The organism is Pseudomonas sp. EYE_354 (assembly GCF_023148575.1).
GTDB lineage: Bacteria > Pseudomonadota > Gammaproteobacteria > Pseudomonadales > Pseudomonadaceae > Aquipseudomonas.
The window spans coordinates 167,447-191,813 of sequence record NZ_JAHXNQ010000014.1 but is presented as its reverse complement, the minus strand read 5'-3'; the positions used below and the strand labels follow the sequence as shown (position 1 = coordinate 191,813).

Genomic DNA, 24,367 nt, shown 5'->3' with positions numbered 1-24,367 from the left:
GGCGGTAACTCGGCTTACGACATCCAGACCGGTCAGCTCAGCATGAGCAATGTAGGGGGCACAGGCCAGGACACAGTCGATGGCGCGATCTCCTCGGTGAGCGCGACGGCTAACAAGGGCTGGAACCTGACCGCTCAGGGCGTTAGTAGCTCCAATGTGGCACCGGGCGCCTCAGTTGATCTGAAGAATAGCGATGGCAACGTTGTGGTTAACAAGGATACCAACAGCAATGGCGTGACCTTCGATTTAGCCAAAAACCTCAAGGCAGATAGCCTGACGACGGGCAACAGCAAGCTTGGTACCAGCGGTTTGACCGTCAATAACCTCGCGAACAGCACGAGCTACACCTCTACCGGCATGACGATCAGCAATGGTCCTAGTGTCACGACAAGCGGCATCGATGCGGGCAGTCTGAAGATCCTCAATGTGGCCGATGGAATGGTGTCGTCGACCTCCAAGGACGCGGTCAACGGATCGCAATTGTTCATCACCAACCAGAACGTGGCGGGCAACACGACGGCGATCAATAACATCAACAACGGCGCGGGGATCAAGTATTTCCACGTCAACTCGACCCTGGCTGACGGCACTGTCACCGGAACAGACAGCGTGGTTGTCGGTCCGAGCGCTAGTGCCACGGCGACCAATGCGATGGCTTTGGGTAACGGTGCCGTTGCGGGAACTGCCAACTCGATAGCCCTCGGCAGTGGTGCCACGACCGCGGCAGCTAATCCCAACACTGGCGGCACAATCAATGGTGTGACGTTCACCTACGCTGGTGGCGCTCCGATTGGAGTGCTTAGCCTGGGAGCCGCGGGTAGCGAGCGTCAGATCACCAACGTGGCGGCGGGTAGCCTCACACGCACCAGTACAGATGCGGTCAACGGGTCGCAACTATTTGCAACCAACCAAACCGTCACCGGCGTTGGACAGCGTTTCCGTACGTTCGGAAGTTCGACCGTAACACTGCTGGGCGGTAACTCGGCTTACGACATCCAGACCGGTCAGCTCAGCATGAGCAATGTAGGGGGCACAGGCCAGGACACAGTCGATGGCGCGATCTCCTCGGTGAGCGCGACGGCTAACAAGGGCTGGAACCTGACCGCTCAGGGCGTTAGTAGCTCCAATGTGGCACCGGGCGCCTCAGTTGATCTGAAGAATAGCGATGGCAACGTTGTGGTTAACAAGGATACCAACAGCAATGGCGTGACCTTCGATTTAGCCAAAAACCTCAAGGCAGATAGCCTGACGACGGGCAACAGCAAGCTTGGTACCAGCGGTTTGACCGTCAATAACCTCGCGAACAGCACGAGCTACACCTCTACCGGCATGACGATCAGCAATGGTCCTAGTGTCACGACAAGCGGCATCGATGCGGGCAGTCTGAAGATCCTCAATGTGGCCGATGGAATGGTGTCGTCGACCTCCAAGGACGCGGTCAACGGATCGCAATTGTTCATCACCAACCAGAACGTGGCGGGCAACACGACGGCGATCAATAACATCAACAACGGCGCGGGGATCAAGTATTTCCACGTCAACTCGACCCTGGCTGACGGCACTGCCACCGGAAAAGACAGCGTGGTTGTCGGTCCGAACGCTCTAGCATCGTCCCTCAGGTCGATGGCGATTGGCAGTTTCGCATCGGCTTCTAATGAGGACTCCATTGCGATTGGCGCTGACGCCAAAGCCAGTGCCTGGGACTCGGTCTCAATCGGAAGTATCAGTACCGCGAAAGGTGTTGCTGCACTCGCCATGGGAACCAGCAGCGCTGCTAGCGGGGACTATACCATAGCAATCGGACCATACAGTTCTGCGCAGGGGATTGGCTCTGTCGCGCTCGGTACAGATGCACGAGCACTTTTTGCTGATTCCATCGCCCTCGGTAACGGCGCATTTGCCAATAACACCAATGACGTCGCGTTGGGGGCTCACTCGACTACAGGTTCGGCAAGCTCTCACGCAAGCGACACAATCGATGGCAACACCTACACGTACTCGGCTATCTCACCGAGCAGTGTGGTCAGCGTCGGCTCCGCTGGACGAGAGCGGCAAATCACCAATTTAGCCGCAGGCAATGTCTCGTTGACTTCTACGGACGCGATCAACGGTTCGCAACTATTTGCAACGAACCAGGCCGTCAACGGCGTAGGTCAGCGTGTCAACACTGTTGGAAATTCAACCGCAACGGTCCTTGGTGGCAACTCGACTTACGACATCCAGACCGGCCAGCTCAGCATGAGCAATGTTGGGGGCACAGGCCAGAACACAGTCGATGGCGCGATCTCATCGATGAATGCCACGGTCAACAGGGGCTGGAACCTCACCGCTCAGAGCGCTGGTAGCACGAACGTGACACCTGGTGCTTCTGTTGATCTGAAGAATAGCGATGGCAACGTGGTGGTGAGCAAGGACACCAACAGCAATGATGTGACTTTCGATCTGTCCAAAAATCTGACGGCGGACAGTCTGACGACGGGTAACAGCAAGCTCGCTACCAGCGGCCTGACCATCAACGATGGCACAAATAGCGCCACCTACTCTTCTACCGGCATGACGATCATCAATGGTCCTGGCGTCACAATCAGCGGCATCGACGCGGGCAGTCTGAAGATCACCCACGTGGCCGATGGCGCTCTGTCCTCGACCTCCAAGGATGCGGTCAACGGGTCTCAGCTGAACACGACCAACACAACGGTTGCGACTAATGCCACCAACACCAACACCTATTTGGGTGGTGGTGCAAACGTTATGAACGGCACGGCCCCTAGTTACTCAGTGGGCGGCACTACTTACAACAATGTGGGTGATGCGTTCTCTGCTGTCGATAGCGGTGGAGCGGGTGTGGTGCAACGCACTAGCGTAAGCGATGTGGTGACAATGGTGGCTGGTGGCGGGACAGCGGCTAATCCTGGCAGCGCGCAGAAACTGACGAACTTGGCCGCGGGTACTATCAGCAGCAGTTCAACTGATGCAGTAAACGGCTCGCAACTGAACGCGGTTAGCCAGCAGGCCAATGCAGGGTGGAACGTTACGGCACAGGGCGCCAATAGCACGAAGGTGGCGCCGGGCGCTTCGGTGGATCTCAAAAACAGCGATGGCAATGTAGTAGTGAGCAAGGACATCAATAGCAACGATGTGACCTTTAATCTGGCCAAAGACCTGACGGCCGACAGCATGACGACCGGAAACACGTTAGTGAATAAGTTCGGTGTGCAGGTAGGTACCGATGTGAGACTGGGTACCACCGGTTTCACTATCGCGAACGGTCCTAGTGTGACGAATGTAGGTATTGATGCTGGCAGCAAGAAAATCACTCATGTCGCCGACGGTACAGACGCTACCGACGGAGTGAATTTTTCTCAACTCACGAGTGTAGTAGCTGGTAGCAAAAGCCATTACTACAGCGTAAGTGATGGCGGGGCTCAAGGCGGCAACTACAACAACGATGGCGCCACGGGAGCCAATGCAGTGGCTGCAGGTGTTGGAACTGTGGCCTCCGGTATAGATGCGACAGCGTTGGGCAGCAGCAGTCAGGCGACTGCCGCTGGTGCTAGCGCCATGGGGGCGGGCGCTGTAGCCAGTGCTGGCGGTGCAACCGCTGCGGGTAGTGGTAGCCAGGCTAGCGGAACAGGTTCTGTCGCAATGGGTGATCGTGCAAAGGCCTCTGCCGAGGGCAGCGTAGCGTTAGGTTCGGATGCCAGTGATGGCGGGCGGGGTGCCGAGAGCTATATCGGCGCTTATTCCGGCGCTCAGAATAACGCCGTAGGCACTGTGTCGGTGGGTAATGCTTCAGCCGGTAAAACCCGTACCGTAAGTAATGTAGCGGACGGTAAGCAGGCAACTGATGCCGTAAATCTTCGGCAACTAGATGGCGCGGTAAAGGAGTCCAAAACCTATACCGACACTCAATTGACTAACGTCAACACCAGCGTGACCACGCTGGGCAACCAGGTCACGCAGAACACCGCGAACATCAGCAACCTGCAAAACGGTACCGATAGCTTCTTTCAGGTCAATAACAAAGATGGGAAAAGCAAACCTTCTGCCACCGGGACAAATGCGGCGGCAGGTGCTGCAGGATCTGTGGCTTCGGGTAATAGCAGCTTGGCGTTGGGCACAAGTGCAAACGCTACTGCCAACAATGCTGTTGCGCTGGGCAGCGGCTCTGTCGCTGATCGTGCTTACAGCGTTTCAGTTGGCTCTGTCGGTAACGAGCGGCAGATTACGAACGTAGCAGCAGGTACTGCCTCCACAGATGTCGTCAATGTCAGTCAGCTTAAAAGCTCAGAACAGGGTGGCTTGCGTTACGACTCCAATACCAATGGCAACACTAATTACAACCAAGTAACCCTAGGCAATGGTCAGGCCTCTGGCGGCACGCGTATCTCCAATGTTGCGCCAGGCACTGCCGGCACAGACGCGGTCAATGTAAACCAACTCAATCAGGGTATGACGAGCGCTATTCAGTACACAGATGATCGTTTCAACAAGCTTAATCGCGATATTGGCTCTCTGCGCCAGGACACGTATGCGGGCATCGCGGGTGCTCTGGCCACTGCCAACCTGCCGCAAGCGTATAGCCCAGGCGCCAGCATGGTTGCTGCAGGAGTGGGCAACTACCAAGGGCAGTCGGCTGTTTCTGTTGGGCTTTCGACTCTTTCTGATAACGGTAAATGGGTCCTCAAGGTAAGTGGTACGACGAATAGTCGTGGTCAGACTGGCATAGGCGCTGGGGTTGGGTACCAATGGTGAGGTGCTTGATACACGGATATAAAAATCAAACAGCCAGAGGAACCCATGTGGACAAGAGTCGCAGGCAGCGGTCGAAAAGATTTGCATCGGACGTGGCTTATTATTTAGCTGGGAATGAAAGTACCGTTGTACATGTTTTGTTAGCGCCGAAGGCGTCTAATGATGCGCCAACACTCCGTTGTCCAGTAATTGATCCAAGGTCTTCGCGAATTGAGAATGTGGAGTTTCATCTGCACAAATATAGCACCGTAATACGGACTGACTATTCAAACTACATGGTCTGCGCGGATCAACATTGGGTAACCGTAGACAGGAGCGGGCGCCATGATTTATAAATACTTACCTAGTCTGTCTTCCGGCATAAAAGTTGGCTCAGTGTTCGCGATGCTTGGAGTACTGATTCTTGCTGCTTGGGGGGCGGAGCGGCCTCACACGAAGCCAGAGATCGCTGCCACTGATACAGCTAAAGCTAGCTCAAGTGAGCGTTTTCAGGACTGGGGTATCAATTGCAATGGAGAGTCCAACCAGCGATTTTGCACGTTGGCTTATGAGCTGAGGCGGCGCGAGGACAATCGCCGGATCGTTTTGCTAGAGGTCAAGCCACTCGATACGGACCAAGCCTTGGCGGGCTTGACGTTACCTTTCGGCCTAGCATTGGAGGCGGGTGTAACATTGCAGATAGACGAATCACCCACAGTGCTCACCAAGCGCTATCACTCCTGCATGCCAGAAGGCTGCCTAGTGGCTTTGAAGCTTGATGCCGGTACATTGGATGCGATGAAAAATGGTCAAACACTCAAGGTAAGCGCGCCGATTGTGACGGGAGGCAAAGCAAACTTTATCCTTTCACTCAAAGGCTTTACGACAGCTTATTCGCGTATGGTGCAAATTGCTGCGGCAAATCAGTCAGCCAACCACTAAGGTTTGACAAGGTTGAGTCGCGCCCATTTCCGCCACACCCTTTGAGCTCTTATCGGCGGCACGTCCAACGTATTGGTTGGTGGGGGGTGTCGCTACCAAATAGAAGTCATCGATATATCAACAGTAAAAACCTCAGGAACTATTAGCCATCAGCGCTTACTAAAAATAATTACAGAACCTCTGGATATGAAAAAGCGACTTGTTATAAAAACAAAAAAAGTTCATAAAAGTTCATATTTTGGCAAGGAAGTGAGGGTATGTCGAAGAGCGATGCTGAATACAACAATGATTTGCTTCAGCAATTGCGCCTGCCTTATGGTGCTAGCGGTGTTCACGTTGCTGCGCTTATGCATGAAAGCAACGCTAACATGACGCATACGTGCTTTTCATGTGTGGATATTTTGCCAGGAGACACATTGTTGGAGATTGGTCACGGCAACGGTGCGCACGTGCCTAAATTTTTTGAGACAGTTCCACATATGCGCTACCAAGGGCTTGAGGTGTCTTGGCTAATGCATCATGAAGCGATGAAACTCAACGAAGCCTCAGTAGCGAACGGAACAGCTCGCTTTAAAGTTTATGATGGGAAAAAATTTCCGTTTAATGACCAAGTGTTTGAGAAGATTATAACGGTAAATACGCTTTATTTTCTATCTGACTTGGTGATGTTCTTGAGCGAGTCTTATCGTACTCTAAAAGTTGGTGGAAAGTTTGGAATTGCTTTTGCCTCACGTGAGTTTATGCGATCACTGTCATTCATTCCTCCAGCTTTTAATTTGTATGAGGTAGAGCAGGTTAAACGATTAATCTCAAATGCTGGGTTTGTCGACGAAATAGAAATCAATGTGCATGAAAGGTCAATCATGGGTAATGAATTAACTAGCTCGAAACTTGGTAGGGAGTTTTCCGTCATAGTGGCGAGCAAAAGTCATGCGTAATTATAGTTTATTTGTCTGCGATGTATGAGTTTGATTTTGAGGGGGATTCTACCCCAGTCCATTGGTAGCTTGAACAAGATGCCAAAATAGATGCTAAAGAGAATAAAATTTAAGTGTTTTCGACGTGGTATCGATCAAATCTATTCAGTACTCATAGCACTAAGCCCCACCTGCTGGCTTCATACCTCTTCTAGGCTAAACTAATACGACAGACTGACATCGACCACTTCTGTCGAATACGATGGGATAGAATTGACTCGAAGCAAGTATTCAGCGATATACGCGACGCTTTGAGGAATCCAGTGCTAAAGAATGATACTTATGAAGGTGGCAAGGATTCAGTGGCTATGTAGGCTGAAAAAGACATCATTGACTCGATCGGAATGTGCTCGTAGGTTGAGGACAACACCGCACTGAGTCGAGCGCCCAACAGGTTCCAGGCACGCCTCTTTTCTTCGGCATAATCATGATGCAGGTAATGGCGTCTCTCCCGAGAGCCGGCCAGTACATGATTTTGGCAGCGATCGATGACATCGAGACTAACGTCTAAGGCTTGTATCATGGTCGCCCCCTTACGGCGCAGGCCATGCGGCGTCCACTCGCTGTTTTGGCCGTTGGCAAGGCCAGGGTATTGTCGCGATGCCGCCTGGAGAGGGCCTTGCGGTTTTTGAACCGGGCCTGGCGATAGACCATTCCTAACCTCTCACTCATTCACGCCAATCATCCGGCCAGCCTGTAGGGCGATTCCTACTGGCTTCGCAGATCCCCAACGCAATATCAGGATTTCCTGATGGCTCTTTGACATGCCTCGAGCTAGAGTGATTGAAAGCTCTAAAAAATCTTGGTTTCTACGCCTCGAATGAAGCCGCAGAACACATTCATAAATGTGGAGTTCATCATGAAAGTCTTAATCGCCGATGACTCATCCATGTCTCGTAAGATGGTCTTGCGTGCCCTGCCAGAATCATTGACCGAGGACGTTCGCCAGGCCTGTAACGGTGCCGAGGTGATGGAGGCCTATCACGCCGGTTTGGTGGACCTGCTTTTTCTCGACCTGACCATGCCGGTCATGGATGGCTTCCAGACTCTCGAGGCGCTCAAGCATGAAGATGCCAATGTGGTAGTCGTGGTCATCAGCGCAGACATCCAACCTCTGGCCAGGCAACGAGTATCCGATCTTGGCGCTGCTGCATTCGTAGCCAAGCCGATTACGTCTGAAGCTTTGCACAATGCTTTGCACGTCATAGGAGTGCTTTGATGGAAACCTTGGACGCGCTCACCGAAGACCAACGTGATGCCCTGCAGGAACTGATGAATATTGCCATGGGGCAAGCGGCCGAGAGATTAGCCCTGCTGACCAACACCATGGTGACGCTTTCGGTTCCCTTTATTCACCCGCTGATCCGGGAACGGAATAACCTGTCCATTCCGGCCCATCTGCGGCAAAGCTTCATGATCGTCACCCGCCAGTCTTTTCTGGGTGAGTTACGCGGAGAGGTGTTCGTTTGCTTCGGCTCAATGGGGGCCGATAAGCTCGCTGAACTGCTGGGCTATAACGACGGCGACCCCGCGCAGCAGGAAGAATTGATGCTGGATGTCACCAACATCCTTTCCGGCGCCTGCATCAGTGGCCTGGCCAAGCAGGTGGGGATACAAGTGAGCTATGACGCGCCGTCGATTCTGGTCCACAGAGAAGAGTCCGCGAACGCACTGGATGAATTGAACTTGAATGAACACCTTGCGATGGTGTTGGAAATTCGCTTCGAGGTTCAGGCTCATCAGTTCTCCTGCGACCTGTTGATCTGCATCACTGAACGAACAGCGAGTGTTGTCGTTCGGGCCATCAATCGTTTGCTGGACGAGCTTTGAAGAGGTCTTATGACAGACACCAAGGCGATTTCCCGGGAAACCCTTGAGTCTATGCTCAAGGCCATCAACATGGGTGTGCTGCTGGTCGACCAGGACTGCACAGTGCTGTTCTCTAATCACTTTATGTCCATCAATAGTGGACGCAGCGCTGAAGAACTTGTCGGCCATACGCTGTTCGAAGCATTTCCTGAGCTGCCAGAGGTCTGGACCAGGCAGAAGATTAACAGCGTCGCCACCCTGCAAAATTTTGCTTTCACCTCATGGCAGCAACGGCCGCATCTGTTCAATTTCGAAAGCACACGGCCGATCAGTGGTCTGGTCCGGCACATGTACCAAAACTGCACCTTCTTCCCCGTGCAAGATGCCGATGGCAGCAATCTGGGCGTGGGCCTGGCCATCAGTGATACGACCGACACTGCTGCGCGCCAGCTCGAACTGACGCACCTTAACAAGTTGCTGGAAGAGGAAAAGGGCGCTCAAGCGCTGCTTATCGCACGGCTGGAAGATGCACAGGCGCAGTTACTGCAGTCCGAGAAGATGGCGGCGATAGGGCAACTCGCTGCGGGCGTGGCCCATGAGATCAATAACCCGATCGGCTTCGTTTGCTCCAACGTCAACAGTCTGCGTCGTTACCTCGTGGACATTTTCGCGCTGCTCGAAGCTCATGAACAGGCGAGCGATGCAGAGCATGCCAATGTACATCCCGAGCTTGCTGCCATGCGGGACAAGATGGATTACAAATTTATGCGCCAGGACATCGACGACCTGCTTGCCGAGTCGGCCGACGGCCTTGACCGGGTCACCCGCATCGTCAAAGACCTGCGTGAATTCTCCCACGTCGACAGTTATGAATGGCAGTTGAGCGATCTGCACAAGGGGCTCGACAGTACCCTTAACGTTATCTGGAACGAGATCAAGTTCAAGGCTCAGGTGATCAAGCGCTACGGCGATATTGAGCCCATCGAATGCATGGGTTCACAGATCAATCAGGTGTTTATGAACTTGCTTATCAACGCGAGCCATGCGGTGGGCGTGGACGGCGAAATCGTCATCAGAAGTGGCCGGGAAGAGGGCGGAGTGTTCGTCGAGATCGCCGACAACGGTCATGGAATTCCCCTTGAAATCCAAAGCCGAATATTCGAACCCTTCTTTACAACCAAGCCGGTGGGGATGGGGTCGGGTCTTGGCCTGTCGTTATCCTATAGCATCATCGTCAAGCACCACGGAAGGCTCACCGTGGAAAGCGAGCCGGGCAGGGGTAGTCGTTTCCGTGCGTGGCTACCATTACGCCAGCCTGTGATACAGGCCGTCTCTACCTCTGCCAATGAAGGATGCTGAGCATGGAAACTATCTCTCATTGCGCAGAACGCCACACTGTCATGCTGGTGGATGATGAAGAAAGCATCCTCAACAGCCTCCGACGCTTACTGCGTGCAAAACCTTACGACTTGCTTTTGGCCACAAGTGGCGCTCAGGCACTTAGTCTTTTTGAACAGCACCCTATAGACCTGATCATCTGCGACGCACGCATGCCATTTATGGATGGGCCGACGCTGCTTCGCGAGGTACATAAGCGCGACCCGGAATGCATGAATATCTTGCTGACGGGTTACGCTGATATGAGCATGATCACTCAAGCGATCAACGACGGGTACATCTTCCGCTACATCAGCAAACCCTGGAACGATGACGAGCTTCAGCTCAGCCTTGATCAGGCTTTAGAAGTGCAGAGAGCGCGGCGTGGTTGTGACAACTCAATCCAGCCCGACTGATTTTCGTGGCGTGCTGCGCTTATGCGGCTCACGCTATGCAGCAATCCTATCTCTCCACCCTGTTCTTCCGTGGCACCGTTGCGACTAACAGCCAGCAAATGACTGTTAATCATTGGGTCCCTGGTTCGAGTCCAGGTCGTGGAGCCAGATAGGGAAAAGCCTGCAGCGATGCAGGCTTTTTTTTGCTTGAGATTTACCCCCACCCCCAAGCGCATTCATCACCGCACAGACCTCTTTCAATAGCCTTGCCCCCGGAAAACCCCTCAACACCGCCGTTAGATGCCAAAATCTCCCGACTCGATTGTTTTGGAGAGCTCCATGCTTGGCCTATTTGAACGACGGCTCGACCCTTTCCCGCCCGACGAGGCGCCGCCACCGCCCGAGGGATTGGCGCGGTTTCTGTGGGCCTGCACACGCGGCGCTCGCGGTTATGTCCTCGCGCTCGCACTGCTCAGTGCGGCGGTGTCGATTTACGAAGCCTGGTTGTTTTCCTTTCTTGGACAAGTGGTGGACCTGCTCTCGACCTGGCAGGCCGGTGGCGACGCGGCCGGGCAGGAGGGGCGCGTGCTGTGGGGGATTGGCATCGTATTGGTCACCAGCATCGGGCTGGTGGCGTTGCGTACGATGGTGCAGCACCAGGTCTTGGCGATTAACCTGCCGTTGCGGCTGCGCTGGGATTTTCACCGGTTGATGCTGCGACAAAGCCTGTCGTTCTTCTCCGATGAATTCTCCGGCCGGGTCACGACCAAGGTGATGCAGACCGCGCTGTCGGTGCGTGAAGTGCTGTTCACCCTGATCGAGATTGCGCCGGGGATCGGCGTGTATTTCATCGCGATCATCACCCTGGCCGGTGGCTTCGCCCCCAAATTGATGCTGCCTTTCATTGCCTGGCTGGTGTTGTTCGGCCTGGCCATGGGCTACTTCGTGCCTCGCCTCGGGAAGGTCGGGCAGGAGCAGGCCAATGCACGCTCGTCGATGACCGGGCGCATCTCGGACGCCTACACCAACATCACCACGGTGAAGCTGTTTTCTCACTCCAAACGTGAAGCTCACTTCGCGCGCGCGGCGATGGAGGACTTCAAGCAGACCGGTTTTCGCCAGATGCGCCTGGTCAGTCAATTCGAGATCGTCAACCAGGCGTTGGTAGTCGGATTGATCATGGGCGCAGGTGGGTATGCCTTATGGATGTGGCACCAGGGCGAAGTCGGTACCGGGGCGGTGGCGGCCATCACGGCCATGGCGTTGCGCATCAATGGCATGTCGCACTGGATCATGTGGCAAATGACCTCGCTGTTCGAAAACATCGGCACCGTGCAGGACGGCATGGAAACCCTGGCACGCGGTCCCAAGGTGCAGGATGCTCCGGATGCCGGCGTGTTGGCCACCCGTGGCGGCGCGGTGACGTTCGACAACGTGAGCTTCAACTACAACGGTGAACGCCAGGTGCTTGATGGCCTGAGCCTGAGCATTCAGCCAGGTGAAAAAATCGGCCTGGTGGGACGCTCCGGTGCGGGCAAATCCACGCTGATCAATCTGCTGTTGCGCTTCTACGACGTGGACAAGGGGGCAATTTGCATTGATGGGCAAAACATCGCCCATGTCACCCAGGACAGTCTGCGCAGTGCCATCGGCATGGTCACTCAGGACACGTCCCTGCTGCACCGTTCCATTCGCGACAATATTGCCTATGGCCGTCCTGATGCGACTGACGAACAGATCCGCAGCGCCGCAGCCAACGCCCAGGCCGATGGTTTCATCAGCCAACTGAGTGATAAACAAGGTCACTCCGGCTACGACACCCTGGTCGGTGAGCGCGGTATCAAGTTGTCGGGTGGCCAGCGTCAACGCGTTGCCATTGCCCGCGTCATGCTGAAAAACGCGCCGATCCTGCTGCTTGATGAAGCCACCAGCGCACTGGATTCAGAAGTCGAAGTCGCCATCCAGGAAAGCCTCGACGACATGATGCAAGGCAAGACGGTGATCGCCATCGCCCATCGGCTGTCGACGATTGCGGCCATGGACAGGCTGATCGTGATGGATGACGGCCGTATCATCGAACAGGGCACCCACAGCGAACTGCTGGCGAAGAACGGCACCTATGCACGGCTTTGGCATCACCAGAGTGGTGGGTTTCTCGGGGAGGATCAGAACGTGGTTGAGACGGTCGACTAGGCGTCGCTGAGGAACGGGTTTACTTCGCGCCCGGGCGCGGGCAAGCCTGCTCACCACTGCGATCTATTCATCACCGAGAGGAGATGGCCGATTTTTTCGGGCCATCGCAGCGCGCAAAAAATTTTTTTGGGTATGCCGCTTGAAAATTTTTCCCCTGAACCTACTTAGGTTTTACGCGATGCCGAAGGCGGGTCGCGTATCAAATCACTTGGAGAAAACTCAGGAGATTTTGCAATGGCTACTACTCTCTCGTTGGCCCCACTGTTCCGTCATTCCGTTGGTTTTGACCGGTTCAACGACCTTTTTGAATCGGCGCTTCGCAGCGAGGCCGGTACCACCTATCCACCCCACAACGTCGAAAAGCACGGCGATGATCATTATCGGATCGTCATCGCGGCCGCAGGCCTGGTGGAGGACGACCTGGAGATCCAGGTGGAAAAAGGCGTGTTGACAGTCGCCGGCGGCAAGCGTGAACACGATGAGGGCATCACTTACCTGCACCAAGGCATTGCCCAGCGCGCGTTCCGTCTGTCGTTCCGCCTGGTCGATCACATAGAAGTGCAGGGCGCGCAACTCGCCAACGGGTTGCTGAGCATTGACCTGCTCAGGGTGGTACCGGAGGAAGCCAAGCCGAAACGCATCGCGATTGGCGGTGCGGCCAAGGCTGAGGTGAAATCCATCAGCGAGCAGTAATGCAGCAATGAATAAAGGCGCTCTTCGGAGCGCCTTTATTCGTATGCCCCACCGATGGGGCGGCTGCACATCAGGGTTGAGCGCATTGTTTGAGCAGAGGACGGCTTTTGTGGTGGGCCTGTCAAATCGTCGCCCCGCAGCGAAGCAGCCCTCAAACCCGCCGCTGCTTCACTCCACCTGCGCGTTCTGCTGCGCAACCTGCGCCTCACGCCCCTCCCACTTGGCAATCACCAGCGGCGCCAACGCATTGCCCAGCACATTCAGCGCGGTGGTCGGCATCTCCATCAAGCGGTACACCCCGGCAATAAACGCAATGCCCTCCAGCGGTAACCCTGCGCTGGCCAAGGTGGCGGACAGAATCACGAACATAAAACCCGGTACCCCGGCAGCGCCCTTGGATGTGAGCACCATGGTCACCACCAACAGCGCCTGATCGCCCAGGCTCAGGTCGATGCCATAGAGCTGCGCGACGAACAAGGTGCCGATGCCAAGGAACAGCGAGGCGCCGTCGAGGTTGAACGAGTAACCCACCGGCACCACAAAGCTCACCAGCGAAGGCGGCACGCCGTAGGTTTCAAGCTTTTTCATCAGTTGCGGCATCACCGCCGCCGAGCTGGCGGTGGAGAAGGCCAGTACCAGTTCATCCTTGATATGGCGCATCAAGGCAAACAGGTTGATCCCGCACAGCCGCGCCACCAGGTTGAGCACCACCAGCACAAAGAAGGCGATTGCCAGGTAGCTCACCATGATCAGCTTGGCCAGCGGCAGCAATGAGCTGAAGCCGAAGTTGGCGACGGTCACGGCGATCATGCCGAACACGCCGATGGGCGAGTAAGCCATGATCATCGAGGTGACCTTGAACATCGCGTCGCTCACCCCACGCAACAGCGCGATCACCGGGTCTTTGCGTTCGGCGGGCAAGCGCGCCACACCGAGGCCGAACATCACCGCAAAAAACAGCACCGACAACAGGCTGCCCTGAGCCATGGCGTTGATCACGTTGTCGGGGATGATGCCGACGATGATCTGCCCCAGGCTGTGGCCCGCGCCGTTGCTGGTGGGCAGGGTGATATTCGCTGCGTGCAGGCTCGACAGCTCGGTCCCGGCACCGGGTTTGAGCAGGTTGCCCATCACCAGGCCAATGATGATCGCCAGGGTGGTGATGCAGAAAAAATAGCTCAGGGATTTAACCCCGATACGCCCCAGGGATTTGCCGTCACCGTGACCGGCGATGCCCACCACCATGCAGGAAAACACGATCGGCACCACGATCATTTTCATCAGCTTGATAAAGATATCGCCCGCCGGTTGCAGCAGGTTCTCCACCAGCCAGGGCCGGGACTCGGGAAAGCGGTGCAACAGGGCGCCAATGGCGATGCCGGCGAGCAGGCCGATCATTATTTGCCAGACCAGCGCAATACGGGGCGTGTGCATGGGATTGCCTCATTTACGATCAATGATTTTAAGTTGTTGTTCTAGGCAGTCAAAAGGCAGCCATCCGCTGGCCACCGGGTGTTGCGGGAAGCCGTCAGCGCAGGTCGAGGCATGCGTCTTTGAGACGACGGCAACCTTCCTCGATCACCTCCGTTGAACTTGCGAACGACAGGCGCACATACGGCGACATGCCGTACGCCGCACCGCTGACCGTGGCCAGGCCGTAGTCGCGCAGCAGGTAGTCGACCAATTGGGTGTCGCTTTCCAGACGATCACCATGGGGCGTGAGCTTGCCGATCAGCCCACTCACGTTGAGAAACACATAGAACGCACCGTCCGGGGGGGTACACGTCACGCCGGGGATGCCCTCGAGCAGCGCCAGCATGTGCGCGCGGCGTCCTTGATACTCCTCGCGCATGCCGGCGATGGGCGCCTGGTCGCCGGCAAACGCGGCCACCGCGGCGGCCTGGCTCAATGAACTGGGGCAAGTGGTGGTTTGCGAGAGCAGCTTGGCAATGGCCGCGATCAACCACGCGGGCCCTGCGCCAAAGCCCAGGCGCCAGCCCGTCATCGCATAGCCTTTGGAGGCACCGTTGACGATCAGCGTGCGTGGCTTGAGGTCGGGCGCCAAACGCGTCAACGGCACATGCCGGGCATCGCCGTAGACGAAGTGCTCGTAGATCTCATCGGCCATGATCAGCACATGGGGATGACGACGCAAAACCTGGGCCAACGCCAGCAGCTCGGCCTCGCTGTACACCGCACCGCTGGGGTTGTTCGGGCTGTTGAGGATCACCCACTTGGTGCGCGGGGTGATTGCCTGTTCCAGGGCCTGGGGTGACAGTTTGAACCCCAGGCTTTCGTCGCCGGGGATGATCACCGGCGTGGCATCGTTGAGCCGTGCGATGTCCGGATACGACACCCAATAGGGCGTGTGCACGATGACTTCATCGCCACGATTGAGGGTGGCGGCCAGCGCGTGATAGATGATGTGCTTGCCGCCGCAGCCGGCGACGACTTCATCCAGGCCATACGCCAGGTCATTGTCGCGCTGCAGCTTGCGGCAGATGGCCTGGCGCAAGGCGAGGGTGCCGGTGGTGGGGGTGTAGTGGGTGTCGCCGCTGTGCATGGCCAGGCTGGCGGCCTCCAGAATGTGCGCCGGGGTGTCGAAGTCCGGCTCGCCGACGGTGAAGTTGACGATATCGCGACCCTGGGCGCGTAGCTCGGTGACCAAGGCGTTGGCGGCGATGCTGGGGGAGGGCGCGATGCCAAGCACGCGGTCAGACAAAAAGTTCATGGCGGCGTCCTTCATGGCGCCAGCCCGGCGTTATCCAGCACCTTGTCGATCCAGCTCTGGCGCACCGCACCGCTGGCGATCTCAGCCTTGACCGCTTCTTCATGCGCGGCATGTTGTGCGGCACGGCGCAGCACTTCGGCGGCGTCGGCCTGGGAAAACGCCACCAGGCCGTCTTCATCGCCCACCAGCACATCGCCAGGGTTGATCAGCATGCCGCCGATGGACACCGGCACATTCACTTCGCCAGGCCCGGTTTTGTACGGCCCGGTGTGCACCACGGCGCGGGCGTAGCAGGGCGTATCCTCAAAACTGGCGACATCACGGATCGCGCCGTCGATCACAAACCCCACGCAACCGCGCTGCTGGGCATACAGCTTGACCAGCTCACCGATCACCGCGTTGTTGGTGTCGCCCTGGCCGTCCACCACCAATACATGGCCCGGTTGCAGCAGGCTCATGGCTTTGTAGATCAGCAGGTTGTCGCCGGGACGGGTCTTGACGGTGATCGCCGTGCCGACCAGCTTGCCGGTGCGGTTGTAGCGCGTCAGGCCCCGGGCGCCGATGTGGCGGCCCAAGTTATCGCTGATGTGCGGCGTGACCACCTGGGCGAATGCTTCGAGCATTTCGGCCGAGGCCATGGGCGCGTTGGGAAGGATGCGTGAACCGGGCAAGGACATGGCAAAACTCCAGAATCGTTGGATAGCGTCGGGCTATGGCTGGATCTTAGGAGCGTTAAACGAGGAGTTTTAGCGATATTTTATGATGTGTTAGCATCGCTTTTTTGCATGATTAGCCGGCCATGATCACCTTCAAGCAAATCGACGCGCTGTACTGGATCGCCGAACTCGGCAGTTTCGAAGCGGCAGCCAACAAGCTCAACATGTCTCAGTCGGCCATCTCCAAGCGTATCCAGGAGCTGGAAGACACCTTCGACGTGGCGATTTTCGACCGCAGCAAGCGCAATGCGCGGCTCACGGAAAAGGGCGGCGAGCTGCTGGATTACGCCCGCGACCTGCTCAAAAGCCGCGACCAATTGCTCGAACGGGTCAGCGCCCGGGAAGTGCTGGTGCGCAGGTTCCGCCTGGGCGTCACCGAACTGACCGCGCTGACCTGGCTGCCGGCGCTGGTCGACGCCTTGCGCCAGGCCTACCCCAAGGTGCAACTCGAACCGTCGGTGGAGCTGAGCAGCGAGCTGTTCCGCAAACTGGAAAACGACCAGCTGGACCTGGTGATCGTGCCCGACGTCTACAGTGACCCGCGTTTTCACAGCACCCCGCTGCAACGCGTGGACAACGCCTGGATCTGCGCCCCCGGCCTGATCCCCGACCCCGACCCGGTCAGCCTGGACACCCTGGCCAGCTACACCGTGCTCACTCAAGGGTCACAGTCCGGCACTGGCCTGATCTACGAACGCTGGCTGGCCGCGCACAACGTGCAACTGCCACGCACGCTCACCAGCCACAACCTGCTGGTGCAGGTGGGGTTGGCGTTGTCGGGGATTGGCGTGAGCTATTTGCCCAAGGTGTGCCTGTCGCACCTGATCGAGCAGGGCGCATTGCGCGCGCTGGTCACGCAGCCGGAGTTGCCGAGCGTGCAGTACATGGCGCTGTACCGTGCTGATCGGCAATTCGGCTTGAATCAGGACGTGGCGCGAATGGCGCAGGCGTGCTGCGATTTTTCGCGGTTATTGTTTTAGGGCGGTTACCAGCGATACGTCAGCGAACTGACCAACTGCCGCTCATCGCCATACCGGCAAATCGCAAACTCGCAGTAGGTGTAGCGTTTGTTGGTGACGTTGTTGGCGTTGAGCGCGATCTCCCAATGCGGGTCGATTTCGTAGCTGGCCCGCGCGTCGTACAGGGTGTAGGCCGGCATCGAAGAAGGCACGCCGGAGGCCTGGGTCGTGCCCTTGTAGCGCGCGCCGCCGCCGATGCGCAGTTGCGGGACACCCAGCGCGGCCAGGCGGTAATCGGCCCAGAGGGCGGCTTGGTGATAGGGCGTGTCTTCGCTGCGCTGGCCGATTTCGCTGGCGATATCGCTTTGGGTGATGCGGGCATCGATGTAGGCGTAGGACGAGATCAGGCTGAGGTTGGGGGTGACTTCGGTCTTGGCTTCCAGTTCGAAGCCACGGGAGCGCACCTCGCCGACCTGTACTGAGAAGTTGATGTCGGTGCGGTCCTGGCTCAGTACGTTGCGCTGCTCCAACTGGTACACCGCCGCACTCAGCAGCGTGGCGCTGCCTTCGGGTTGATAGCGGATACCGATTTCATATTGCTTGCCTTCGGTGGGAATAAAGCTCTCTCCGGCCTTGTTGGTGCCGGCCACCGGAAAGAATGATTCGCTGTAGCTGATGTAGGGCGCCAGGCCATTGTCGGCCTTGTACACCAGGCCGGCGCGCCAGGTGGTCGCTTCATCGCTTTTGCCACTGCCGGCTCCATTGCGGAACAACTCGGTGTGCTGGTCGGCCCAATCGTGACGGCCGCCCAACAGCAAAATCCAGCGCTCATCGAACGTGATCTGGTCCTGGAAGTAGATGCCTTTTTGCAGGGTGTCGATCTGCGAGCCACGGTCGGTGGCGGGGTTTTTATTGACCACCACTGGCTGGCCGTACTGATAGGTCGCCAGGTTCAACGGCTGGGCGGTGCCGCGGAAATTGTGCGAGTCGTAGCTGGTGTCGTAACCATCGAAGCCCAGCAGGAAGGTGTGCTGCCAGTCACCGAACTGCCATTTGCTTTCAAGGTTGGTGTCGCTGGCCAGGCCCCGCGAGCGCTCTTGGCGGTCGCTGTATTGGCGGCGCAGCACGCCGGTGGTCTGTGCGGTGGCGATGTTGGTGCCGGCGGTATTGACCTGCAGGTAGCGCCAGGTCACGTCGGATTGGTAGTAACGCAGCTTGTGACTGATGCGCGTGTGCTCATCGAAACGGTGTTCGAACTCATAACCCAGCGCCGACATCTCGCCGTTCATCTCGTCGTAGTCCGGCTCGCCGATAAAGTCGTGGCGGCCGATCTGGAACCGGCCGCTGCCCACACCCTTGGTCAGTTGATAAGGCAGCGGCGCAGAGAAACCGGTTTCGGTCTTCTGATAGAACGACAGCAGGGTCAGCGAGGTGTCGTCATTGGGCCGCCAGGTCAGGGCCGGGGCGACGTAGACCTTATCGTTGTTGATGTGATCGGCCGCAGTGTCGCTCTTGCGGTCGAGCAGGGTCAGGCGGTAGCTCAAGGTGTCGCTGTCGCCCAAGGGGCCGGTGAAGTCGGCGGACAGTTGCTTGCGGTTGTTCTGCCCGGCTTGCAGGTTGACCTCATGGTAGGGCGTTTGGCTGGGACGTTTGCTCACGGTATTGATCAGACCGCCCGGTGACAGTTGCCCGTACAGCACCGATGCCGCACCGCGGATCACTTCGGCGCGTTCCAGGCCGTAAGGTTCCTGTACGCCATCGTAGGAATTGTTTTGCAGGCGCAAGCCATCGCGCAGGGAGCCGCCGGTGGCCGACTCCACATCGAAACCGCGAATGCGGAAGCGATCCGAGGTGCGGTTGAAACTGGTGGGTTGGCTGGTGAAACCCGGCGTCAGGTCGAGGGTTTGCGAGAGGGTTTCCGATTGCCGGTCGCGGATCTCGTCGCTGGTGACCACCGAGAGCGATTGCGGCGTTTCAATGATTGGGGTGTCGGTCTTGGTTGCGCTGAGATTGCGGGTGGCCACATAGCCTTTGACGTGCTCGGTGCTGCGCTCTTCGGCCAAGCCGGTGATGGCTGTGGGCGCCAGTTCCAGCGAGCCGCCTGTGTTGACCGGCACCAGAACATAGCCGTTGGCGCCTTGCACCGCTTGTAAACCACTGCCGCGCAGCAGTTGGGCAAAGCCCAGGTCGGTCTGGAAATTGCCTTGCAAGCCTGACGTACTCAAACCGGCCACGGTTTGACTGTCGAACAACAGAGCCACATGGGCCTGTTGGGCGAACCGGTTGAGCGCCGGGCCCAGAGGGCCTGCGGCAATCGCATAACGCGCCGCTTCCTGCGCGGCCACCGGGCCGCACAGGCCCAGGCTCAGCGCAGCAACGCTGGCCAGGTTGATCGCCAGGGCGAGAGGTAAGGGAGAACGCTGGAAGTGGCGCGGCATGGAAGACAGTCCTGTGATTGAAGTGCTTTCTTCCTTGACGGGGCAGTACGCAAAAGCGGAACCCGGCACGCGAGATTATTTTTCGTGACGCTCGATCTGCAACCACAACGGGCTGAACGTGCGGATGCGCACCGGCAATCCATCGGCAATCAATTGCAGGGCGCGGCGCGGGTTATCCAGGGGCAACACGGCGGACACGCGCAGGTCGGCCAATTGCTCGCGATCGAACTGCACATGGCCGCGATATTGACGCGCCAGTTCATCCAGGACTTCGGGCAAGGGCCGGTCCTGCACCACCAACTGCCGGTAGTGCCAGGCGTCATTTGTGGTGCGCGTGTCGATGTTGCCCAGCAGTTTGACCGTGTCCGGTGTGATGCGCGCCTGTTCGCCGGCACTGACGTTCACGGCGCTGTGATGGCCGGCGTCGGTGGCCGCGACGCTCGATTCGAGCATCGTCAGCAGCGTGCCCGGTGTTTCGCGCCTGACCGTGAAACGCGTGCCGAGGGCGCGCATCTGGCCGTCGTCGGTCACCACCAAAAAAGGCCGCGTGGCGTCGTGGGCCACCTGCACCAGGATTTCGCCTTGCAGCAAGCGCACCTGGCGTTGTTGGCCGTTGAAGGTCAGGTCCACCGCGCTGTTGCCGCTGAGGGTCAGTTGTGAGCCGTCCTCCAGGTTCACGCGCCTCCATTCGGCCGGCGCGGTGCGCTGGTCGGCCAGCAGGTAGCTCGGTGGATACGTGCGCAGTGCCAAGGCTATCGGCAACGCCAGCAACAGGCCCAGCAGCACGCGGCCGGCGGGATTGCGTCGGCGTACGCGGGCGGCTTCCAGTGCAGCCTGCACCGGCGCCTGTTGCGGGCGCAATGCCTGCAGGCGCCCCACGAACCCTTGCAGGCGCTCAAACGCCGCCGCGTGCTGTGGGTCGGCGGCCTTCCAGCGTTCAAATTGCTGTTGCTCGCGCTCGCTGAGGTGGCCTTCGTTCAGGCGAATCACCCAGTTGGCGGCCTGCTGGTCGAGGTCGGCGCTCATACGTCCAGCGCGTGGTGGCAGTGCAGCAGCGCACTCATCAGGTGTTTGCGCACCATGCGCTCGGAAATCCCCAGGCGGCTGGCGATGTCGCGTTGGCGCAGGCCCTCAAGGAAGTACAACAGGAACGCCTGCCGCGCCTTCAGCGCCAGCCCGTCGAGGACAAAGGCGATCTGCTCCAGCGCTTGGAGGGTGACCAGTATCTGTTCCGGTGACTGCTGACACTGCTCCATCATGTCGATGGTCAGGGCGAGTTCGCGCAGGTAGGCGTCTTCCAACTGACGGCGGCGTGCCCGGTCGATGATCAGGTGGCGGGCCGTGGTCGTGAGGAAGGCACGCGGCTCGCGCAGGGCGCCCAGAGCGTCGCGCGACGCGAGGATGCGCACAAACGTGTCGTGGGAAAGGTCCGCAGCGTTATGCGGACAGCCGAGTTTTTTTCGCAGCCAGCCGAACAACCAGCCATGGTGCTCGGTGTAGAGCGCATGGACGGCCTGATTCAGGGGAAGGTCGCTGGCCGACATGATAGGTACGTCTGCGGATAAGAATTATTCGCAAGATTAGCGGTGTGCCATCAGCGAAAGCAAGCGTGGCCGGATCAATTGTGTCGTAAAGCCCTGAAATCGGCCCGCCGAACGGATTCCCTCGCTCAATCGACGCATCTGAACGCTATTCGCGGGGCTGACTGTCGGCCAGCGGCAAACCGAGTGCCCGGGTGTAACGCCGGCCGCCGCACTAAAGTGCAAAGTCAGGGTCCATAGGTCCCGCTCAATCCTCACGATAAGATTTAAAAACATGCACTTACGCAGCATTGCAGTCGCGCTCTCAAGCCTTGTATTTCTATCCGCCGGGGCACATGCCCGGGGGGCGATGGACCTCTATTCCAGCCAGGAGCAACGCCTTTCGTTCGACAGCTGCGCCGATATCTTCCCCGCCGCCCCGATCAACACCGCCACCGTCCCTGCGGGTATGAAACCTCTTGCCCTGTGTTCCGATCATTTCGCCGTGCTGTATTCGCAAACCAGCAAAACCCCGCTGCTGGTGGTCGAACGCTTGAACGCTCGCCAGCTCAAGGACGCCAAGGGCGAAGAGCGCACCAACCATTTTTACGCCGACCCGCGTATCCCCAGGAATGGGCGCGCGGAGTTGAGCGACTATCGCGGTCAACACCCGGCCATGGACCGTGGCCACCAGGCGCCGGCGGCCGATGCGCCTGACGCCAAGGCCATGGCCCAGTCGTTCGCGCTGTCGAACATGGTGCCCCAGGACCCCACCAACAACCGCAAGATCTGGAGCAAGGTCGAGGCCGACGTGCGCAAATTCGCCGTGCGCGCCGGCGGCGATGTATTTGTGTTCACCGGGCCATTGTTCGATGCCGGCCACGGCACCCTCGGCGACAACAAAGTCTGGGTGCCGACGCGCCTGTTCAAACTGGTGTACGACGCCTCGTCCAAACGCGCCTGGGCCTACGTGTTGCCCAATGCCGAAACGCGCATTCAACGGCCGATGGATTACGCCACCTTTGTGAAGACCACCGGGCTTAAATTGCTGGGTGATCTTCCGGTGTCGGGGTCGGTGGGGCGCGGTTGATCAATGGCGGCGCACCTCGCTCAAGGCCGGTCGTGTGACCCGCCTTACCTGGCCTTTTTCAACGCTTTCAAACGCTGAGTTGCGCGTTGCACGGCGGCCATTTTTTCGGGGCGCTTCATGCGCTTCCATTTACGGATGTCGTCCTTGGTGCGCCCGCAACTGACGCACAGGTCGCCGCTGAGCTGGCAGGTTGAAACGCATGGGTTTTCGATGTCTTTGGCCAAGGTTGCACCTGGGGTAGGGAGTAAGGGGGGGGGACGCCTCTGTGCCAGTCAGTCAAACCGTAGAAAGTGCAAAACATACCCTGTGGCGAGCGGGCTTGTCCCGCGCGAGACTGCGCAGCAGTCCCATCGTGAGGCTGCTTCGCGACCCAACGCGAGCAGGCTCCATTCACCTGTGAGGCGGCTCACTTCATGGACGGCGTTGAGGCGCTCGCGAGAGCGCCCACGGTATGCGCCCCGACCTGTCATGCGGCGGATACTGGCATCCCGCCACGGCCCGATGCAAGGTGGTCGATGCCCCTACCCACTGGAGGCTGCTTTATACTCACCGCCATTCTTTGAATTGAATCGAGAGACCCATGAGTACCTCCCTCCCCATCACTCCCGTGCGCAAACCTGTCGCGCCGCTGCTGGCCTTTATCCTCCTGGTGCTGGGCGCCGTGTTCCTGCAAAACGCCGTTAGTTCGCGCCAGGTGCTGTTGCTGGTGGTCGGCGCCGCGCTGGGCCTGACCCTCTACCACGCGGCCTTCGGCTTCACCTCGGCCTGGCGCGTGTTTATCAACGAGCGCCGCGGCGCTGGCTTGCGCGCGCAGATGGTCATGCTCGCGCTGGCGGTGTTGCTGTTCTTCCCGGCGCTGGGCGCGGGCACGCTATTCGGCCAGCCGGTGACCGGGCTGGTGGCGCCGGCCGGGGTGTCGGTGGTGTTCGGTGCGTTTATTTTCGGCATTGGCATGCAGTTGGGCGGCGGTTGCGCCTCCGGCACGCTGTTCACCGTGGGCGGCGGTAATGCGCGCATGCTGGTGACGTTGTTGTTCTTTATCTGCGGTTCGCTGATCGCCACGCACCATGTGGATTGGTGGTTTGCGTTGCCGGCGTTCCCCGCGGTGTCCATCGTCAAAAGCTTTGGCGTGGTGCCGGCGTTGCTTGCCAGCCTGGCGATGTTCGCGCTCATCGCGGCGCTCACCGTACGCCTGGAAAAGCGCCGTTATGGCCAGCTTGAAGAAGGTGTGAAAAGTGAGCACCAGGGCCTGCGCCGTTTTCTGCGCGGTCCGTGGCCATTGGTGTGGGGCGCGATTGGCCTGGCGCTGCTCAACTACGCCACCCTCGCACTGGCCGGGCGGCCGTGGGGCATTACCTCGGCGTTCGCGCTGTGGGGCGCCAAAGTGGCGAGCGGCCTGGGTGTGGATGTGAGCGCCTGGGCGTTCTGGCAAATGCCGGGCAATGCCAAGGCCCTGGCGGCGCCGGTATGGGAAGACATCACCAGCGTCATGGACATTGGCATCGTCCTCGGCGCGCTGTTGGCCGCCGGCCTGGCCGGGCGTTTCGCGCCCAGCCTGAAGATCCCGGCCCGTTCGCTGATCGCCGCGGTGATCGGCGGCCTGCTGCTCGGTTATGGCTCGCGCCTGGCGTACGGCTGCAACATCGGCGCGTACTTCAGCGGCATCGCCTCGGGCAGCCTGCATGGCTGGGTGTGGCTGGTGGCGGCGTTTATCGGTAACGGCGTGGGCGTGCGGTTGCGGCCGTTCTTCTTTGCGGGCGAGCGGCCGCAGGTGGCGTTGAACGGTTGCTGAG

At 58.4% G+C, this 24,367-nt stretch carries 18 protein-coding genes and 2 pseudogenes; 12 read left to right on the top strand and 8 right to left on the bottom strand.

The features are described from left to right. The first annotated feature begins 42 nt into the window (after positions 1-42). From KZX66_RS19940 to KZX66_RS19930, 3 genes are all read left to right on the top strand, one after another. Positions 43-4,755, top strand: coding sequence for a YadA-like family protein (locus KZX66_RS19940; protein WP_248082511.1), 4,713 nt, complete (start codon positions 43-45; stop codon positions 4,753-4,755). A gap of 324 nt (positions 4,756-5,079) precedes the next feature. Next, on the top strand, positions 5,080-5,676 hold the full coding sequence (locus KZX66_RS19935; RefSeq protein WP_248082509.1) for an invasion associated locus B family protein: 597 nt from the start codon (positions 5,080-5,082) through the stop codon (positions 5,674-5,676). Positions 5,677-5,933: 257 nt separating this feature from the next. Further along, positions 5,934-6,614, top strand: a complete 681-nt coding sequence (locus tag KZX66_RS19930; RefSeq protein WP_248082507.1) for a class I SAM-dependent methyltransferase — start codon at positions 5,934-5,936, stop codon at positions 6,612-6,614. Between the two features lie 319 nt (positions 6,615-6,933). Here KZX66_RS19930 and KZX66_RS19925 read toward each other — a convergent pair. After that, a pseudogene (locus KZX66_RS19925) lies at positions 6,934-7,325 on the bottom strand (site-specific integrase); the annotation flags it as partial. A 187-nt stretch (positions 7,326-7,512) separates the two neighbouring features. Between KZX66_RS19925 and KZX66_RS19920 the strand changes: the two are divergent. The 6 genes and pseudogenes from KZX66_RS19920 (at position 7,513) to KZX66_RS19895 (ending at position 13,120) form a co-directional block, all read left to right on the top strand. Continuing rightward, positions 7,513-7,872, top strand: coding sequence for a response regulator (locus tag KZX66_RS19920; protein ID WP_248082499.1), 360 nt, complete (start codon positions 7,513-7,515; stop codon positions 7,870-7,872). Next, positions 7,872-8,483 carry a chemotaxis protein CheC gene (locus KZX66_RS19915; RefSeq protein WP_248082492.1) on the top strand — a complete coding sequence of 204 codons (612 nt, stop codon included), beginning with the start codon at positions 7,872-7,874 and terminating at the stop codon, positions 8,481-8,483. Before KZX66_RS19920 ends, KZX66_RS19915 begins: the two co-directional genes overlap by 1 nt. Before the next feature lie 9 nt (positions 8,484-8,492). Further along, complete coding sequence (locus KZX66_RS19910; RefSeq protein ID WP_248082483.1) at positions 8,493-9,821, top strand: ATP-binding protein; 1,329 nt, start codon at positions 8,493-8,495, stop codon at positions 9,819-9,821. Between the two features lie 2 nt (positions 9,822-9,823). Continuing rightward, positions 9,824-10,225: pseudogene (locus KZX66_RS19905) on the top strand (response regulator); the annotation flags it as partial. A gap of 348 nt (positions 10,226-10,573) precedes the next feature. After that, positions 10,574-12,427 carry an ABC transporter ATP-binding protein gene (locus KZX66_RS19900; protein WP_248082481.1) on the top strand — a complete coding sequence of 618 codons (1,854 nt, stop codon included), beginning with the start codon at positions 10,574-10,576 and terminating at the stop codon, positions 12,425-12,427. 234 nt (positions 12,428-12,661) lie between these two features. Continuing rightward, entirely contained in the window at positions 12,662-13,120 is a 459-nt protein-coding gene (locus tag KZX66_RS19895; RefSeq protein WP_112196305.1) for an Hsp20 family protein, read from the top strand. A 168-nt stretch (positions 13,121-13,288) separates the two neighbouring features. Here the strand turns inward: KZX66_RS19895 and KZX66_RS19890 are convergent, their stop codons facing one another. The 3 genes from KZX66_RS19890 to KZX66_RS19880 form a co-directional block, all read right to left on the bottom strand. Next, positions 13,289-14,554 carry a cation:dicarboxylase symporter family transporter gene (locus KZX66_RS19890; protein WP_248082479.1) on the bottom strand — a complete coding sequence of 422 codons (1,266 nt, stop codon included), beginning with the start codon at positions 14,552-14,554 and terminating at the stop codon, positions 13,289-13,291. Positions 14,555-14,648: 94 nt separating this feature from the next. Further along, positions 14,649-15,851: a pyridoxal phosphate-dependent aminotransferase gene (locus tag KZX66_RS19885; RefSeq protein ID WP_248082478.1), complete on the bottom strand. Its 1,203-nt coding sequence runs from the start codon at positions 15,849-15,851 to the stop codon at positions 14,649-14,651. A gap of 11 nt (positions 15,852-15,862) precedes the next feature. Continuing rightward, entirely contained in the window at positions 15,863-16,528 is a 666-nt protein-coding gene (locus KZX66_RS19880; RefSeq protein WP_248082476.1) for an RraA family protein, read from the bottom strand. A 122-nt stretch (positions 16,529-16,650) separates the two neighbouring features. Between KZX66_RS19880 and KZX66_RS19875 the strand changes: the two genes are divergently transcribed. Beyond that, entirely contained in the window at positions 16,651-17,547 is an 897-nt protein-coding gene (locus tag KZX66_RS19875; protein ID WP_248082474.1) for a LysR family transcriptional regulator, read from the top strand. A gap of 5 nt (positions 17,548-17,552) precedes the next feature. Here KZX66_RS19875 and KZX66_RS19870 read toward each other — a convergent pair whose 3' ends face one another. The 3 genes from KZX66_RS19870 to KZX66_RS19860 all read right to left on the bottom strand — a co-directional run bounded on the left by KZX66_RS19870 (position 17,553) and on the right by KZX66_RS19860 (position 21,508). Then, entirely contained in the window at positions 17,553-19,964 is a 2,412-nt protein-coding gene (locus KZX66_RS19870; RefSeq protein WP_248082472.1) for a TonB-dependent siderophore receptor, read from the bottom strand. Between the two features lie 75 nt (positions 19,965-20,039). Further along, positions 20,040-20,990, bottom strand: coding sequence for a FecR family protein (locus KZX66_RS19865; protein ID WP_248082470.1), 951 nt, complete (start codon positions 20,988-20,990; stop codon positions 20,040-20,042). Then, positions 20,987-21,508: a sigma-70 family RNA polymerase sigma factor gene (locus KZX66_RS19860; RefSeq protein WP_248082468.1), complete on the bottom strand. Its 522-nt coding sequence runs from the start codon at positions 21,506-21,508 to the stop codon at positions 20,987-20,989. Before KZX66_RS19860 ends, KZX66_RS19865 begins: the two co-directional genes overlap by 4 nt. A gap of 271 nt (positions 21,509-21,779) precedes the next feature. Here KZX66_RS19860 and KZX66_RS19855 point away from each other — a divergent pair, with 271 nt between their 5' ends. After that, positions 21,780-22,574: a DNA/RNA non-specific endonuclease gene (locus tag KZX66_RS19855; RefSeq protein ID WP_248082466.1), complete on the top strand. Its 795-nt coding sequence runs from the start codon at positions 21,780-21,782 to the stop codon at positions 22,572-22,574. A gap of 44 nt (positions 22,575-22,618) precedes the next feature. Here KZX66_RS19855 and KZX66_RS19850 read toward each other — a convergent pair whose 3' ends face one another. Then, positions 22,619-22,798 carry a DUF1289 domain-containing protein gene (locus KZX66_RS19850; protein ID WP_248082464.1) on the bottom strand — a complete coding sequence of 60 codons (180 nt, stop codon included), beginning with the start codon at positions 22,796-22,798 and terminating at the stop codon, positions 22,619-22,621. A 356-nt stretch (positions 22,799-23,154) separates the two neighbouring features. Here KZX66_RS19850 and KZX66_RS19845 point away from each other — a divergent pair, with 356 nt between their 5' ends. Then, complete coding sequence (locus KZX66_RS19845) at positions 23,155-24,366, top strand: YeeE/YedE family protein (RefSeq protein ID WP_248082462.1); 1,212 nt, start codon at positions 23,155-23,157, stop codon at positions 24,364-24,366. Position 24,367 lies beyond the last annotated feature (1 nt).